Source organism: Culturomica sp., assembly GCF_003524185.1.
In the GTDB taxonomy this organism is placed as follows: domain Bacteria; phylum Bacteroidota; class Bacteroidia; order Bacteroidales; family Marinifilaceae; genus Culturomica; species Culturomica massiliensis.
The window spans coordinates 1-16,843 of record NZ_DOED01000002.1 but is presented as its reverse complement, the minus strand read 5'-3'; the positions used below and the strand labels follow the sequence as shown (position 1 = coordinate 16,843).

16 protein-coding genes are annotated in these 16,843 nt (G+C 39.0%); 6 read left to right on the top strand and 10 right to left on the bottom strand.

Going from position 1 to position 16,843, the window contains the following annotated elements:
- Position 1 precedes the first annotated feature (1 nt).
- From DD657_RS00455 to DD657_RS00440, 4 genes are all read right to left on the bottom strand, one after another.
- Entirely contained in the window at positions 2–1,306 is a 1,305-nt protein-coding gene (locus tag DD657_RS00455) for a radical SAM/SPASM domain-containing protein (protein ID WP_287047972.1), read from the bottom strand.
- A gap of 70 nt (positions 1,307–1,376) precedes the next feature.
- Positions 1,377–1,547 carry a hypothetical protein gene (locus DD657_RS00450; RefSeq protein WP_287047971.1) on the bottom strand — a complete coding sequence of 57 codons (171 nt, stop codon included), beginning with the start codon at positions 1,545–1,547 and terminating at the stop codon, positions 1,377–1,379.
- Positions 1,548–1,612: 65 nt separating this feature from the next.
- The gene (locus DD657_RS00445) at positions 1,613–1,792 is read right to left on the bottom strand and encodes a hypothetical protein (protein ID WP_287047970.1); all 180 of its coding nucleotides are present in this window, start codon (positions 1,790–1,792) and stop codon (positions 1,613–1,615) included.
- 108 nt (positions 1,793–1,900) lie between these two features.
- The gene (locus DD657_RS00440) at positions 1,901–2,287 is read right to left on the bottom strand and encodes a hypothetical protein (protein ID WP_287047969.1); all 387 of its coding nucleotides are present in this window, start codon (positions 2,285–2,287) and stop codon (positions 1,901–1,903) included.
- A gap of 395 nt (positions 2,288–2,682) precedes the next feature.
- On the opposite strand from DD657_RS00440, the gene DD657_RS00435 reads away from it, so the two are divergent.
- Positions 2,683–4,344 (top strand): tetratricopeptide repeat protein, encoded by a 1,662-nt coding sequence (locus tag DD657_RS00435; protein WP_287047968.1) that lies wholly within the window; start codon positions 2,683–2,685, stop codon positions 4,342–4,344.
- Positions 4,345–4,394: 50 nt separating this feature from the next.
- Here DD657_RS00435 and DD657_RS00430 read toward each other — a convergent pair whose 3' ends face one another.
- The 6 genes from DD657_RS00430 to DD657_RS00405 all read right to left on the bottom strand — a co-directional run bounded on the left by DD657_RS00430 (position 4,395) and on the right by DD657_RS00405 (position 9,754).
- Entirely contained in the window at positions 4,395–5,705 is a 1,311-nt protein-coding gene (locus DD657_RS00430; RefSeq protein ID WP_287047967.1) for a hypothetical protein, read from the bottom strand.
- 138 nt (positions 5,706–5,843) lie between these two features.
- Complete coding sequence (locus DD657_RS00425; protein WP_287047966.1) at positions 5,844–6,362, bottom strand: hypothetical protein; 519 nt, start codon at positions 6,360–6,362, stop codon at positions 5,844–5,846.
- Between the two features lie 275 nt (positions 6,363–6,637).
- Positions 6,638–7,513 (bottom strand): ankyrin repeat domain-containing protein, encoded by an 876-nt coding sequence (locus DD657_RS00420; RefSeq protein WP_287047965.1) that lies wholly within the window; start codon positions 7,511–7,513, stop codon positions 6,638–6,640.
- 129 nt (positions 7,514–7,642) lie between these two features.
- Positions 7,643–9,022: a hypothetical protein gene (locus DD657_RS00415; protein ID WP_287047964.1), complete on the bottom strand. Its 1,380-nt coding sequence runs from the start codon at positions 9,020–9,022 to the stop codon at positions 7,643–7,645.
- Positions 9,023–9,174: 152 nt separating this feature from the next.
- Complete coding sequence (locus DD657_RS00410) at positions 9,175–9,489, bottom strand: DUF6714 family protein (protein WP_287047963.1); 315 nt, start codon at positions 9,487–9,489, stop codon at positions 9,175–9,177.
- Positions 9,476–9,754, bottom strand: coding sequence for a hypothetical protein (locus DD657_RS00405; RefSeq protein WP_287047962.1), 279 nt, complete (start codon positions 9,752–9,754; stop codon positions 9,476–9,478). Before DD657_RS00405 ends, DD657_RS00410 begins: the two co-directional genes overlap by 14 nt.
- Before the next feature lie 570 nt (positions 9,755–10,324).
- Here DD657_RS00405 and DD657_RS00400 point away from each other — a divergent pair.
- The 5 genes from DD657_RS00400 to DD657_RS00380 all read left to right on the top strand — a co-directional run bounded on the left by DD657_RS00400 (position 10,325) and on the right by DD657_RS00380 (position 16,769).
- A complete protein-coding gene (locus DD657_RS00400) occupies positions 10,325–11,173 on the top strand; it encodes an aminodeoxychorismate synthase component I (RefSeq protein ID WP_353745274.1) in 849 nt (282 codons plus the stop codon).
- 50 nt (positions 11,174–11,223) lie between these two features.
- Positions 11,224–12,288, top strand: a complete 1,065-nt coding sequence (locus tag DD657_RS00395; RefSeq protein WP_161945873.1) for an aminotransferase class IV — start codon at positions 11,224–11,226, stop codon at positions 12,286–12,288.
- Positions 12,285–12,452, top strand: coding sequence for a hypothetical protein (locus DD657_RS00390; protein ID WP_287047961.1), 168 nt, complete (start codon positions 12,285–12,287; stop codon positions 12,450–12,452). Before DD657_RS00395 ends, DD657_RS00390 begins: the two co-directional genes overlap by 4 nt.
- 139 nt (positions 12,453–12,591) lie before the next feature.
- Complete coding sequence (pstS, locus tag DD657_RS00385; RefSeq protein WP_353745273.1) at positions 12,592–13,443, top strand: phosphate ABC transporter substrate-binding protein PstS; 852 nt, start codon at positions 12,592–12,594, stop codon at positions 13,441–13,443.
- Between the two features lie 932 nt (positions 13,444–14,375).
- Positions 14,376–16,769: a TonB-dependent receptor gene (locus tag DD657_RS00380; protein WP_287047960.1), complete on the top strand. Its 2,394-nt coding sequence runs from the start codon at positions 14,376–14,378 to the stop codon at positions 16,767–16,769.
- The last annotated feature ends 74 nt before the right edge of the window (positions 16,770–16,843 follow it).

Below are 16,843 nucleotides of genomic sequence, written 5' to 3'. Positions count from 1 at the left end.
ATCAAAATTTTTGATTAATAGTTTGCTCATACTTGTTATCCAAGTATAGAGATAAATCTTCTTTGTCTATTGGACATACATTATATGGTGTCCCGTTTGTTTTCCCTTCAAGACGAAAATATGAACATCCACCATCGCATATAGGGAACAGAAAGCAATCCTGACATTTTGAGTCTGTATGCATATCGCATTCGATCATATATTTTGCAAACAAGGTCGGATTAGTAAGTTTAGGTGTAAAAATGGAGCCAATTATTTTGTCTTTCTTACCGATATCAACCCAACATTTGTACAGGTTCCCACTCGGATCAATAATGAAATTGTTGATCCCGTCTGCAGTACACCCGCCAAGCTGATAGGAAGGATAAAAATCTACCGGAATGTTATAAGTTTTATATAAGTCTATGAAAAATTTGGCTTTATCTTTATTGGTACAGAGTTCTACCTTGCATTCACCATGATCATCAACATAGCAAGGAGATATACTGTATTTTTTTCCTATCCATCTTTCATTAAGCTGATTCCACAAAATTGGAAAATCATTTTTGTTTTCGTTGGTAATGTTTACCCGGACGATCACCAAGGTATCAGGCAATTCCGCCAAACATAGGTCTATGTTGTTGAGTATAGTATCGTAAGTGCTGATACCCGATTTGTGGAGCCGATATTTATCATGAGTGGGCTGAAGGCCATCAATAGTAATCTGTACGATCGACAAGATTTTGTCCCTGAAGTAGTTAACAAAGTCCTCATTGACTAGATAACCATTGGTAACCACCACATTGTCTACCTTGTTAAATTTATTAAGATTCAATGTTGCATCAAGAATGTTTTTAATGGAAGAAAACTGCAACAGGGGCTCTCCACCGTACCAGGTATATTTCAATGTTTTTACATCGTATTTTTTTACATATTCTATAATGCCTTTTTCTACGTCGCTGTTCATTGATACCGGTGTAATGCCAGTTTCATAACAGTAAGGGCAAGCGAAATTACATCCTGTAGTTGTCGCTATTACTAAGTCAAGTGAATCGCTATAAAAACTGTTTTTGTATTTCAAAAATTTTTTTTGTAAGGCAATGTTATGCTCTTCAGCTTCAGTTACAAAAATTTTTGCACTACTTAATACGGAAAATTCTTCTTCTGAAAGTTTTTCCCTGCAAATTTCTATATCATCTTTTGAATCATGTAAGAATTTGTATGTTTCATCATCCAGTTTCAGGAATGCATTTGTCTGTGAATTATATAAGAAACAACCATACTTTTCAGATCTGTACATGTAATTATATTTCGACCATTTCATCATAACTTTTGGGGGTTTATCAGCAGCCTTTATAGAAAATAAAGGCTGCTGAGTTATTAATCAAATACTCTTCCTACCAAGCCGTAATAGTATTCATTGATACTAATTTTTCTTGATACTCAACTTTCACGGTCCCTTTTTTGCATTTGTTTTTTACTTTGTCGCAACCTCCACCCACAACATCGTCAAGTTCGACAGTCAGAATATCGGAAGGTGCTACCACAAATTCCAATGTACGTTTCATATTTTTACATTTTAAGATGTTAATAAAAATAAACATTCGTCCAAAATATGGACTAAAAACTATTATTACCAGGCAGATAAAGTACTAACTTGTTTCTCAGCCACGAGCACTTTTTTGTAAACGACAGTAACTTCTCCGTCTTTACATTTGTTCTTTACTTTGTTACAGCCACCACCAATGATGTCATCCAACTGACTATTCAGGAGGTCGGATGGAGCAATGATCACGTTGATTGATTTTTTCATGATTGCTTTTTTTAAAGATTAAACATAGGATTAATTGCTTTTGTGCACATTAAGCAACGCTTCTTTTCGGAATTAAGTTTGCAAACTTGAATTATAAAATTAATAGGATTAATTGCAGAAAAAGCCTTTTGCCAGATAGTCCTTACCTTCTACTGTTATAACATAGTCTGTTTCAGTTTCTGGAGTGAAGTATAGAGTTGAGAGGTTCGACATATCTGCATCTACAGTCATGGTATAACATTCATCATTTACTGAGTTTGTCAGAGTGATCGTTACTTCTCCTAAAGCTCTATAAAAATACACTTCGACAGTACCTGCCTTCGTATCGGCTGTGACTTCGATATAAGTAAACAGAGATCTGGCAGTCGGTGTTTTAGGTGTTATCAGTTCTTGTACCCGTACGCGTGTTGGTTTAAAAACATGTTTGGAGTAAAGATTCTGTACGCACGTAATAGAGAATAATGTAATAAACAGAATTTGGATAACTCTTTTCATAGACTTAATATTAAAGTGTTAATAGATCGTTTGATTTGATTGCAATACAAAACTATCAATTTCAAAAAACGAATACGAAAAAATAAGACCTTATTTGATCTTATAGGCCGATTGCTTATATACTGAAAATCAATATATTATAATTTTCAATTTCTAATAGGATATTTATAACTGGACTTAACTTATTGTGTCACAAAACAATAACGAAATATTGTTGCTATATTTTATAAAGTATAAACCATAAAATCAGATGTTTATAAATAAATTTTGAAGTTTTATATTAACTTTGCTTAATTAGAAATGATGTTATTCCATCTATCCGGTCTTTTATGAAAAAATATATATTCTTCAAAGTCCTTCTGATTTGCTGTTTATCATCGTGTAATCAAACAGAGATGTTAGATAAAATTACAATAGCTGAAAATATCATCAAGGAAAATCCGGATAGTGCATTAGTGTTGCTTAATACAATCAATACAGAGCATTTGGCCTCTCCTCCAATCGAAGCAAAGTATAATTTATTACGTACGATGGCTGAAGATAAATGTTATGTAGTTCATATAGATGCAAAGCGGATAAATAAGAGCGTGGATTATTATAAGAAACACGGTTCAATCAGTGAAAAATTAAAATCGCTTTTTTATCAGGGACGGGTATATAAGGATATGGATAGTACTGAAATTGCATTAACATCACTTTTGAAAGCGTATTCCTTAAGCGACATAACGAATGATTATATTGATAAAGGATTGATATGCTTCCATATAGCTGATTTATATGCTGAGAATTTTGAGTTAAAGTATGCGAACAAGTACATTAAGGAGGCCGTGCATTACTTTACAGTAGCAAATGATCCTGTAAATTTGGGTTTAGCCCTGAATTTAACGGCACGACTTAAGATGTATGAGGGTGAATATTTACAAGCTATTTCATTTTATTCAGATGCTATAAATATTTTTGCTGCAGCAAAAAGGGATGATCTGGTTATTACAAATATTGCCGCTATAGCAAGTTTATATCTTCAGAATTTGGATGACCCAAATAAAGCATACTCTACAATGTTCGATATGTATAAAACATATGAGATTAGAGATATTCCACCTCCTCATTATCCTTTGCTGAGCCATATTTATTCTTATTTAGGAGATAAGCAAAAAGCTATCAGTATGATTTCAGACTATATTGAAAAAAATGCTCCTGACGATGAGAGCCGGGCCACTGCCTATTTTATGAAGTCCGGATATGAGCATGAATTAGGGGAATATGCGGAAGCATATAATAATTTGCTGAAATATATTGATTTGACTGATTCAATTAATTTAAATGAAACCAATCTACTTTTAGCTGAGGTTGAGAAAAAGTACGAACAAAAAGAACTGGAAAATACTTTATTAAACTTAAAGAAGCAAAATAAATACAGGATGATGATTATATGTCTTGTGTTGACAATAATTGCACTATCCAGCATTGTGATTTTTTATCAGGCAAAAAGAAGAATAATCAAATCCCGGAAAGAAAAGATTGAGCTTGAAACAATTATTGAAAGATTGAGTGAGGACAATAAGGAAATTGCTGAATTAAAGAATAAATTGGATGTTCTGTTAAATGAGAATAATGAAAATGAGATCAGACTAAAGAAGGTTATGTGTGATAAAATTCTATATATTCAAAAGATTGCGGATATCACTTCTATTTATGATAACAATGCCGAATTGTTCCTGGAAAAGATCAAGGCAACCATAATAAATGCCGGAAGAGATACTTATTTCGGGGAACTACACGAGGTTGTAAACGATCGATTTTATGGCATTGTGAATTACCTGAAAGATAAGCACCCGACATTGAATGAGGATGAGATTAACCTATGCTGTCTAATCTGCTTTGGATTCGATAATAATCAAATCAGCATACTATTCGGACATAAAAATTATAACTCGATTTTTACCAAACGGCATAAGGTTAGAAAGAAATTAGGTATAAATACTATTTCCCTGGAGAATTACATCCGAGAGTTGATTGTTAATTTAAAGAAGAATAGCACCCGGGGACGGGGATAAAGTGCTATAAAAATCAGATAGCACTTTATCCCCGTCCCCGGAGTCAGTGGTTAGTCAACGTTTTCAGGTGACCAATTCCACGGCTCCAGAAGACCGGTTTCTTTATTGACGAAGCGTTCATCCTCTTTCATCTTGCGGATTAGTTTGGTCAGATGCGGTAAGTCATAACAATTGTTAGCTTCGATGTCTGCGAGTAGTTCAGGATCGTTAAAAAAAGCACTCCAAAAACAATCTACAATTCCGATATTATATTTATCCAAAAAACCATAACCGTCCTGTCCGTTATATTTTTCATAAAGAGGCTGAAGCGCATTGACAGCATAGGCAATCATTTTATGGCGTTCCTGAAGCGTCATGCCTACCAACTGAGGAAACTCTTTTTGCTTTCCGCTTTCAAGTTCAGGGGTATATGCCATCTGTTCTACGAATGTACTTGCTGCTACAAAATAGTCACTGCAATTTTCTGTTGAAAAGCGCCCGACAAAGCGCAATATCCCTTCGTGAATTTGCAGTTTTCCATAAACGTCACGCCCCATAAATTTATCGATCAGGGGCCAATAGTCATCATGGAGTACCCGTTCATTAATTTTATCCTCCTTATCATATCCGAAATAAAACAACAAATCTTTCAGTTCCTTTTCGTTTCCATTGTCCAATAACCAATCCAAACTGGCCTTATTATCATTCAGTATATAATTATTCCAGTGATAATCAAACAAATCATCAGAAACATTTACATGATCTCTGTTCGTATTTTTATCCATTTCTATGGACAGCACAGATGGCATCCGTACTGCACAGATATTGAACCCGCTGAAAAAATACTGATAATCTCTGTAAGGATAGAACTCTTTGCCCGGCATATCTTCTTCATTGTCAGTACCAGGTATTGGATTTAAGGCTACCACGTAGTCCTGATAACATTTGAATTTATTCCTGTTCAAAGTATCAGTATGATTGAAATCAATCCCGAAAACATATTTAATGCGTTCTGCATATTCATGGTCCGGCAAAAACGGATAGCCCTGCTGTTTCAATTTATAATACAGGATCATTCCTCCCAAAGAAACATCGCCGGACGTTGCTATTCCGGACAAGTCTATATGTATGCTTTCACATTCGTCTCCACTCATGATCTCATCCAGAGCCTTCGCCAGTTTATCATAACTCGCCTTTACTTCCAGCCATTCCTTGTCTGTCAGTTTTATTGCCGTGAGCTTCGGCATTTCATCGCCTGTGCCTTCTTCCGATTGTGTTTCTTGCTTCGAAGCGTTGGCATCTGCTTTTGTTTTTTTGGCATTTCCACAACCCATCATTAGAATGACTACAAGTAGTAATTCAATAAGCGTTCGTCTTTTCATGGTCATTTTTTTAATTTCTGATATTTTAAGAGGGGTATCGGGTCTCCGGGGAACAGGAGGCTTATTACCCGTTTAGCTTCGCAATATGTTTTGTAATCCGGGAAGTGTTCCGGATAACTATAAAATCGGTGAGCGTTTTCATAAGCCGGGTTTTATTCCAATGACCCGGGAAAGTCTGGATATAGACAGGGCATCCTTATCCATATCAACAAGCGGAACTATCCCCTGTTTACCAAAGAGACTGACACAAACGGTGTCATTTACGATGCGCCATTCAAATAACAGAATACGTTTATCAAAATGGTCGTATATTATATCCGATCCGTCTGTTTCTTCCCTGTAGTCTTTATTCAGGACGGCACTTCTTTTAAAAAAGCTGCGGCGGTAACCGTCGGGATATTTTCTTATTGAGTCCGGCCGGATCGTCCGGTCATTGAAGGCAATGATTCTGTCTATGAGGGTGCGTTCACTTTTGCAAAAGTGATGATAAACGACATAATTTTCCTCTTTCTGCGTGGGACTTGGCCCCATCCAGATTTTACGTTCCCAGGCATTTATCGGCATGAGGTAGAATTTCACAGACACCCTGCAGAATCCCCAATACATAAGGATGCACACAACCGTTATACAAACTGATACCAGCATTATTTTCTTCATAATTCAGAATGACACCATTTCCTTTTCATTTCCATTCAGGAGTAAAGGGGGAACCGGATATTTCCTATCTGTACGATCCGTTTTAGCATATTTGATTTGTATATTCGCTCATTCTCCTATAAACTTCGTATTTTTTTGTTAAACATCCGATTATCAATCTGATTATCTGAGCTAATGAAACAAGTTTCATTATGTGCGAATATATAGATTTAGAACTACTAAAGCAAACAGCTATCTGCCTTTTATCACTAATCATGGGGACGGGGCAAATGTGTTTATTCGTTTTTTGAAGCAAGCAGGCTCCATAATTCAGGATTAGTCTGTTTGTCAACAAGGGGGAATAGTGATTCGTTGCTATGGGGCTTTGCCCCGGCATCGAGCAGCATTTTTACAATCCCTGTGTTATTCCCTTTCACTGCCGTATATAGCAGTGATTCGCCATACTCTTCGTTAAGATGCGCTCCCCGCTCTATTAGCATCTGCACACGCTTGGCATCATCCATCAAAATAGCTATCCATAAACAGGAATAACCACCCCTGTTGACGTCAGCCCCACGCTCAAGAAGTAAATTAGCCGTGCGAAGGTCCCGGCTTGAGATGGCCATATAAAGTGCAGTGCGGTCTTTACTGCTACTTCCATTCATATCTATTTCCCCTGTAGCATTTATATTCCATCCGTTATCCAGTAGAAATGTTGCGATAACAGCAGCTTGTTCGGATAGCGAATCGTTATAATTGCTCCAATCATCCATCTTGTTTGCGGAATAGTAGCGGTACATCATATCCGGCAGGTTCTGATACCTTGCTTTGGGGTTTTCACGGATGTAGCGCTCTGCAAAATCAATTCTATTCAAACAAAGCATATAAGTCAGCAGGTAATCCTCCGGGTATCCGGCACGCAGTAATGCTTCAACCATATCCTCGTAAGAAATCTTCTCATCCCGAAGTTTCTCTTCTGCTTCCGCTACCACTTGCGAACGATACAGATTCATCAATTCACCCATTGCCACACTCACCGGAAAAACAGAATAGAGAGTAATCACTCCTCCCCAGATTATATTGCGCGTAGTGGGTTCGCTGCATTTATTAACAGCCCATATCAGAACAGTCGGAAATGCGCAAAGAATCACCGCCGCCAGGACCAGAAACAAGAGGACACTACCACCACTTGGAGTTCCTCCGATAGAAAGTGTTTTTGATGTAGCCCATATTAAACCGCTCCAAATGAGCAGAGACAGGGCAATTGCAAGTATAATTAATTCTATTTTGCTCATAACCCGCTATATTACATCACCATTTTCATCATACTCTTCCCTGCGGACTATTTTATCACGCCCCCTCGTTTCAAGTAAAGATTTTAATTTACCATCCGGATAGTAACGGCAGCTTACAGAACTTATTTCTTTCCCTTCTTTATAAAACCCTTTGGTATGGATATCTTCCTCATGGCGTTCATAAGCCCCATCTTTTATATCATCCACATAATGATATACTGAGATGAATGTACCATCTTCCTTCCACTGACGGGAAATACCATTCTTTTTGCCATTTACATAATTGGATTCCGCTTCTATTTTACCATTTTTATAATACCAACAAGCTAAACCATGACGTCCTGAATGATTATAGTAAGCTTTATATTTCAATTGTCCATGAGGCCGGGTGGCAAGAGAATCCTCATAATAGCTCTTATACTCTCCGTCGTATTTACCATCCAGATAATTACGTTCAGACGAGAGTTGCCCATTGGTATAATACGCCCTGTATTCTCCCGTGAGCTTTCCTTTGTTGTACCTGGCAACCACTGCAATAGAGGGTTTCTCCCCTATATTATAATAGGAGGAGGAGATTTCACCGTCGAACTTTCCGTCAATCACCTTGCCATTAAACAGATTAGGAAAATAATATCTGGTCACAATCCCCGACATTTCAAGGGTTCCGGTGAACCGTTTTTTATCAGAAATAGTACAAATACTCCAATCAGAATCATAAAAATAAAGATAATTTTGGGAGCTAACCAACTCACCCCTATTATAAACCCGTACATCGTCTACGCCCCCGTCTTCCCTATAAAAAGTCCACTCACCATCGGGGATTGGCACACGCTCCTCATCCAACCACTCTTTGCCCTGTCCTGTTCCTTTTGCCATGAGTTGCCCATTTTTATGGAATATTTCACACTCTCCACGCAGCTCGTCCATTACATACGTTTCGATAGCCCACATTTCTCCGCTTAGATAGTATTTGGTTACTTTGCCATGTATTCTACCCGAAGAATTGTTGGTTTTCATCCCACTCTCCCGAATCACCCCATTATCATAAAACTCCTCGTATGGTATTAGTTTGCTCTCTTTAGTCAGTTCCTGCCACCCTGCTACCGCAATGATTATAAGACCGGCTGCTACCAACGCACATCCCCCCAGCCACCATGCCTTAATGACGATATGAGCCAGTACGCCCGAAAGTACCAGCCAAATAACACAAGCTATGATGCATCCGATAATATATTCAAATGTGAATGCAGCGGCTACATCGGTCACCTTGAATCCCGGTTTTACATGATGAAACGACATAATCCAGGGCATAATAACATATACAGCCAATAGATATCCAGCCGTAGCAGTGAAAAAGCACATTATCTTTAAGATGCTTGTTTGCATAATCCTATTTCTTATTTTTCCTCTTCTTAAATAATCAGAGGTATTTTAATATTTATAATTTTTACATCTTAGTTTGATGCTCCACCTCCGAACTTTTTTGGTATTCTTTCAATCGTCCGGCGTGGCGTAGCTGTACATCAGTCCTCCATACATTATTCCGGATATTCCCAGAAGTTCAATATTGCCATTCTCTGTTCCTCACTAAACCGCACCAGCCGTTCCGGTATAAACTCGCAAGGTTCCCTTCCGGCATCCCGCAACTTCAGCGAGAGAACAATGCCTTCGGGTATCGTGTCCGCCTCTTCGTAATCCTCTACTGTGAACAGCATATATGCCAGAAGATAGAACCTAAATCCCTGCAACTCGAATAAAGGCAACACACCTCGTTCTTGCAGAAATAATTCAAAGGATACATCAATATTCGTAACGACTAAACTCTTACCGTATCTGTTTTCACTCCGAAGCAAACCCTCTCAAGTTGTTCACATTAAAATCATTATAATACCCCTGGAAAACATCAACATCAAATCTTTTATACATACCAATAGGGTTATTGCCTTTGTAAGAACAGCTTGGATTAGCAGATAATGTATCACTATCAAGGTGAAATCCACTTTTCCCTATCTCATACCCAGTCTGAACTGACTTCTTTTCCTCTGTCAGCTTCACCCTCCTATCGGTGCAGAAAAAAGGCGAATTCAACATTCCCATAATGATAAGAAGTATTTTCATAGTTTATACATTTTGTTTTCTGATCTGACCGTGACAAAGATACCCCGGCACGACAATCCGATAACTTTCTAGAATTTTACCGCCTTCACCTTCTCGTAATTGTCCTGTAAGAACGGGCGGAACGCATTTTTATATGCTTCACCCTTATTTGTTTTCATCAGTGTAGCTCATTATTTATCTTTAGTTTCCACGAAAATAATATATTTCTTCCGAACAGCCACCCTTGTCCTAAAAATTTAAAAGTAGCACCTGGGTAGCACCCGGGGACGGGGATACCAGAATACGTTGCATATAAAATGGAGATTGGGTAGGCAAATTAACGGAAAAATTGCGGGTTAATAAAATCGGAAATGCAAAAAAACGGTGATTCCGGTTTCCGCTCCTTTCCGAAAGAGGGAGCGAAAATCGCCGGGACCGTAAGAGAAACCGGATTTTCATTTATTTTTGCAGCATGTTACAGGCAGTTGAGGTAAAACGGTTGATGAATGCGGCGGGAGCAGCCGGCCGCCCTTTTTTATTCGGAGTGGATTATGAGTGCACAAAGGTTTTTTTTACGAAAATCCCTTTCAGGTGCAGGATGTTTTATGGCAGGTGGGAAAGAGTTCGAATGCCAGAGCTCCGGAAGCTCCCGTGCATTCTTTCTCTTTTGTCCGTTATCCGCCGGCTTATGAAGATTACGAACGAAAATTTCAACGGGTGCGCCAGGGACTGATGCGGGGCGATTCTTTTCTGTTGAATCTTACAGTTGCCACGGAGATCCGGACGACTCTGAGCTTAGCTGATATTTTTAGGTTCAGCCGGGCTCCTTATCGTCTGTTGATTCCGGAACGGCTGGTCTGTTTTTCTCCTGAAACTTTTGTGCGTATCCAAGAAGGAAAAATAGCTTCGTATCCGATGAAAGGAACGATAAATGCGACGGTGCCGCATGCGGAGAAAACGATATTGGAAGATTATAAGGAAAAGGCGGAACATTATACGATTGTAGATCTGATCCGCAACGATTTAGGATGTGTTGCCGATGATACCCGGGTAGAAAGGTTCCAATATATCGATCGTTTAGAGACGACTAACGGGGAAATCTTACAAGTGAGTTCGGAGATTAGCGGGAAATTGTCTTCCGATTATCCCTCCCGTATCGGAGATATCGTGTTTCATATGCTTCCAGCAGGTTCCATATCAGGCGCTCCGAAAGAAGCGACGGTACGTATTATTGCCGGAGCCGAGAAAATAAAGAGAGGATTTTATACGGGCATATTCGGTTATTTTGATGGAAAGGATCTGGATTCGGCAGTGATGATCCGTTATGTAGAAAAACAAGAGGAGAAAATGTATTTTCGGAGCGGTGGCGGTATTACGATCAATAGCCGGTGTGAAGACGAATACCGGGAAGTGCTGGAAAAAGTGTATTTGCCTTTTTGAATGTCGGGTCCAGAAAAGCGATGATAAGGACGGTTAAAACAATTTCAGATATGACCTTTTTGGAAACTATTAAAATCAGGGACGGGGTGGTTTGTAATCGGGAGGCACATCTCCGCCGGACGCAGGAAACGGCGAATGTTTTTTTCAAACGGGTGCCGGAGGTGGGTCCGGAGGAATTATCCCCCCCGGCGGAACTGTCGGGAGGGATTGTAAAATGTCGTATCCTTTATGATTGGGCGGTTCGGCAAATCGAATTTATTCCGTATACCCGTCGGGTTATTCGTACGCTACGCCTGGTGGAGGACGATACGATCGATTATTCCTATAAGTTTGCCGAGCGTATGTCTCTGAATACTCTTTGGAGCGCACGCGGAAGTTGTGACGATATTCTTATCGTACGAAAAGGTATGCTGACCGATACCGGTTTTTCGAATATCGTTTTGAGTCGCCATGGAAAATTTTACACTCCCGATACTTTTTTATTGAACGGAACCAAAAGGCAATTATTGCTTCGGGAAAACAAAATTCGGGAGTGCCGGATTCCGGCGGGAGATCTTTCTTTTTATGAGCGAGTCTATCTCATCAATGCCCTGTTGAGTTGGAAGACCGGAGATTTTACTTTGAATTTCGGTTTGATCGGGTTGGAACAGTTCAATATTCAGGAAAAATTTTGGGGATACCGGTATATTCTGAAATCCTTTCAGGACAAATATAAATTCGGTTCCAGTGCCGATATGGGGGTGGTCGGAAAGTACAAATTCGCCTCCTGGTTTTCTGCAGACCTGACTTTTATCAATAGGGAAGGTTATAAGAAACTGAACAAGGACAATAAATATCGTTACGGCATCGGCCTGACCTTTTATCCGGTTCAAAATTTGACCGTTAGGGGTTATTCGATAGCTCCAGTAAAAATATCGAAGGCGAGGATACGAAAGATCAGCAGAATCTGGCTCTTTTCGCCGGATATAAGACCCGGCGTTTTTCTCTGGGAGCCGAATATAATGCCATGTATCATACCAAATTCAAGAAAGATGCGAATCAATCCGGTTTCTCGGTTTATTCTACCGTTAAGTTTGCCTCGAAATTCGATGTCTTCGGCAGATACGATTATTTGACTTCTAAAGACGATTGGAGCAGTAGGGAGGGACAGCGGTTGTTGTTCGGGCTTCAGTATAATCCGATCAAGCAATTGAAAATCGCACCGAATTTTACGTCATGGAATCCGGCTAGCGGAAAAGCTTCTTCTTTTGCTTATTTGAGTCTCGAATTTAAAATCTGAGCGGGACGACCGGTAATGGTTCCGGTTTTATCGATCGGCTAATCCGAATAAAAATTTAAAATCAATTTAAACCTAAAAAAATGAAGAATTTATTATTCATCGGAATTTTAATACTGCGTCTGGTTACCTGCGGCTATACTTGCGAAGCCGGAGTTCCGGACGGGAAAAAAGGGACGATTGCGGGTGCCAGCGCGACTTTCCCCCTTCCTTTAATCTGGCTTTTAAAAGTTATCAGGATAAAACGGGAGTTTCGGTTACCTACGGAGGCATCGGTAGCGGAGGCGGTATACGCAGTCTGAAAGACCGTGTCGTGGATTTCGGAGGTTCCGATGCTTATCTTTCCGATAAGGAAATGAGCGAAATGCCTTCCGCCACCGTGCATGTACCTACCTGCATGGGAGCTGTTGTTATGGCTTACAATCTTCCGGGAGTGAAAGATTTGAAATTAACCGGGGAGATTATAGCCGATATTTATCTGGGTAAGATCACCCGATGGAATGACAACCGGATTCAGACTGTCAATCCGGGGCTGAATTTACCCGATCGGGTATTGAACCCGGTGTATCGCTCCGACGGTAGCGGTACGACCTTCGTATTCAGCGATTATCTGACCAAAATAAGCGGGGAGTGGGCAGACCGGGTCGGTACGGGAAAATCGTTGAAATGGCCTGCCGGTTTAGCTGCGAAAGGGAATCCCGGCGTGGCCGGAATCATCAGCCAGACTCCCGGAACGATCGGCTATGTCGGTTCTGAATATGCTTTCGCTTTAAATATCCCGATAGCTCAGCTAAAAAATAAGGCGGGTCGCTTTATCAGTCCGAACGCAGAAAGTATCTCGGCTACAGCCAGCGGAGAAATGCCCGCAGATACCCGTACCATGATCACCAATGCCCCAGCATCCGATGCTTATCCGATCAGTTGTTTTACCTGGATTATTCTTTATAAAGAACAGGCTTATAACGGACGGAAGCTCAGGCGAAAGAAACGCTGAAGCTGTTGGACTGGATGCTCAGCCCGGAAGCCCAAAGCCTCACCGGGCGGGTACATTATTCTCCTCTTCCCCAATCTGCCGTGGAGAATGCGAAAAAGATTTTGAAATCCGTAACCTATAACGGTAAAACTTTGCTGAAATAAGTGGAAAGCCTTTTTCCTTCCGGTTTCCGAAAGTAGCGAAGGACTGTCTAATTTTAGGCAGTCCTTTTTTTCAGAGATCAGGTTTTCATTCTGAAAATCAGATTGATAGCCTTTGTCGGTTCGGTATTGCATTTATTTTGTATAGCGTACTGATACACTGAGTACTACCGATAGGTAAGATAATATTTCTATTCGATAATCAGTTTCCATTCCACTTATTCTCTCTAGTCTTTAGTAATGAATTAATTCCGGCCGCTCATTATTTTATATGTATTTGCCAGATATTTTACGTACTTTATCAAAATTTCATCGTCAGTTAAATATTTTTTTATCTTTGTAAACAGAATGAGCGATAAAGTAGGGTATATCGCTACTCGTTGGTAGTAAAAAATTAAACGTTCAAAAGTAAAAATGCGACATATACAGAGCAACAATGTCTTATTCATGAAAATATTGCTTTTTTGTATAAATTGCTAAACGTTAATTTAATAAATTTTTACTATGGAAAAAAATTAGCAAAATTAAAGACTTTGTAAAGTCTTTAGAGTTAAATCAAGTTATTACTCCACTTGATTTTGAGCTATTTAGCGGCGGATGTGCCGCAGGTACCGAAAGTGATTTCGGTGTAAGTGACAAGAACAAGCATAATGAAAGATGCTGTAATGGTTCTGCTGGTGATGATGTGGTTAAGGAAGGCCGTGGCTTATTCTGATTACTGGGAGAAGTGGCAATCTTGAAGAAGGTTGTTCGATTTGGAATAACCTTCTTCTTAACTAAAATTCTATTATTATGGTGTTTAAACATTTTTTTCTATTATGTATTACTTGTTTTTTAGGTTTGGGCATAAATAGTTATGCTCAAAAAGCAGATATTAGAGGGCGGGTTTTGGATAAAGCTACTTATGAGCCGATTGCTTATGCCAATATTTTCCTGTTTACAGAAAGAGATTCCTTTGTTAAAGGAACCATAACAGATGAAAAAGGTGTTTTTCGGATCGCCCGTATAACACCCGGAAATTATTCTATAAAAATTTCTTTCATCGGTTATAACTCCGTTATTCTAAAGGACAAGTTTTTGAATACGGAAAAAAATGATTTAGGCGATATCGTATTAGAGGTTCTAGCCGAAAATTTAAAAGAGGTGGTTGTAAAAAGTTCGAGGCCTCCATTAACTTATAAGGTGGACCGCAAGGTTATTGATGCCCGAAGTTTTCCCGGTGCGGATGTAGCTATGGATTTACTCGAAAACGTACCTTCTGTTCAGTTAAGTTTTGACGGTAAGCTGACTTATCGGGGTGATGGAACTTTTAAAGTATATATAAATGGAAATCCTACTCCCAATGGGGAAGAGAAACTCAGGCAAATACCCGCCAATCAAATTGACCGAATGGAAATAATAACAAATCCATCTGCAAAATATGATTCGGAAGGTACAGCAGGGATTATCCAGGTTATTCTGAAGAAAAACAGGTTAGAGGGCTACAACATTACTTCTACGTTAAAATTGGATAGTAGGGGAGAATATTACGGATTGTTTTCAGTGGATAAGAAAGGGGAAAAAAGCGGTTGGTATATACAAGGACAGTTAAGCAGGTATATATGGGAGAAATATTCGGAAAATGAATATCAAAAAGTAGAGAGCGAAAATAAAGTATATGAAACGACACTGAATACAGACCATAAAAATCGGGAAAACAAATCATACATAGAATTAGGCTTTAATCATGATTTTACGGAGAGAGACTATATAAATTTTTCAGGTTATATCTACCCTTCTAAAACCAAAAAGCACAATAAAAGTAAGGGGGTAGTTCATGAATCCATCGCGGAACTCAGTAATGTAACAGACAACGGATATGATTATTTAAGTGAATTGAATTATAATTATCAGTATGTTGGTGCGACACTGTCTTACGATCATAAATTCAATAAGGAAAGAACGCATCTTTTATCCCTCTACCTGGATTATGCCGGATATTTAAGGGATTTGGAAGAACGACAAATTGATTCTAAGATATATACTACACATACTGAGCGTGTAGGTTATATGGCAAGTGAAAAGAATGAAACCATTTTTGTCGGCAAATTAAGTTATAAGCTTCCTATTCATAAAAATATTACATTAGAGTCCGGTTTAAACATCAACATAGATGACATACCGAAGGCCACCTCCACAAGCGGAACATTTGATGACAAGGGAGTAATCACCAAGTTTGCAAACGAACCTTTGAATCAATCGGTTTATTTTAATCAAAAGATTTATTCTGCATTTTTGACTTTAGAAACCGAATGGAAAAGATTTGCACTTTTAGTCGGGGCCAGACTGGAAAGTACGCACCGGCAATCAGATTATAGTTATGACTTGAACGGTCAAAGAATAACCATACCGTCGAAGAATAATTTTACAGATTTTTTCCCAACCATTCATTTATCCTATAGTCTTGACGAATCCGAATCCGCCCAGCTATATGGCAGTTATTCCAAACGGATTCATCGCCCGGATTATTGGAGTTTATTACCCATGGAACAGTATCAATCCCTGTATTCCTATTATAAGGGAAATGGAGATTTAAAACCAGCGCATAGCAATGCCTATGAGGTGGGCTATAAAAAATCGTGGAATAGAGACTTTATTGCTGCGGAAGTTTTTTGGCGTAACACCAGTGATGTTACACAAGACTATGCCCAGGTTGATTCTTCCAATGTATTGATGTATTCTCCTGAAAATGTCGGCAAGTCAACAAATATAGGAGTCGAACTCATGGCGGGTGTGGATGTTTTTACGTGGTGGAATGTAAATTTCTCGTCATCCCTATTCTCGTATAGGCTAAAAGTAGATTTTGAAAATCAGCATAATACCGTAAAAAGTTTAAGATATAGCGGTAGAATCAATAATACGATAAAACTCCCGCAATCTTTTACTTTCCGATGGGATTTGTCTTATCGGAGTCCGATACACGATGCACAAAGAAAAAGAGACGGTTACTTTGTGTCTAATATGTCTTTAAGAAAAGGTTTTTTGAATAATCGTTGGGCTGCGATTATAGCGTATAATAATGTTTTCTCTACGCTGAACTATCATACCATATCAAAAAATGATACTGATTTTTACATTAATAATTATTACAAAGAAAAACCCTTTGTTTCTCTCCGCATCATTTATTCTTTTAATAATCAAAAATAAGAGCCCTATGAAAGCGAGTATTTATAATTCTTATATTCCGATTACCGAAGCTAGCACCCGGGGACGGGGCTAGT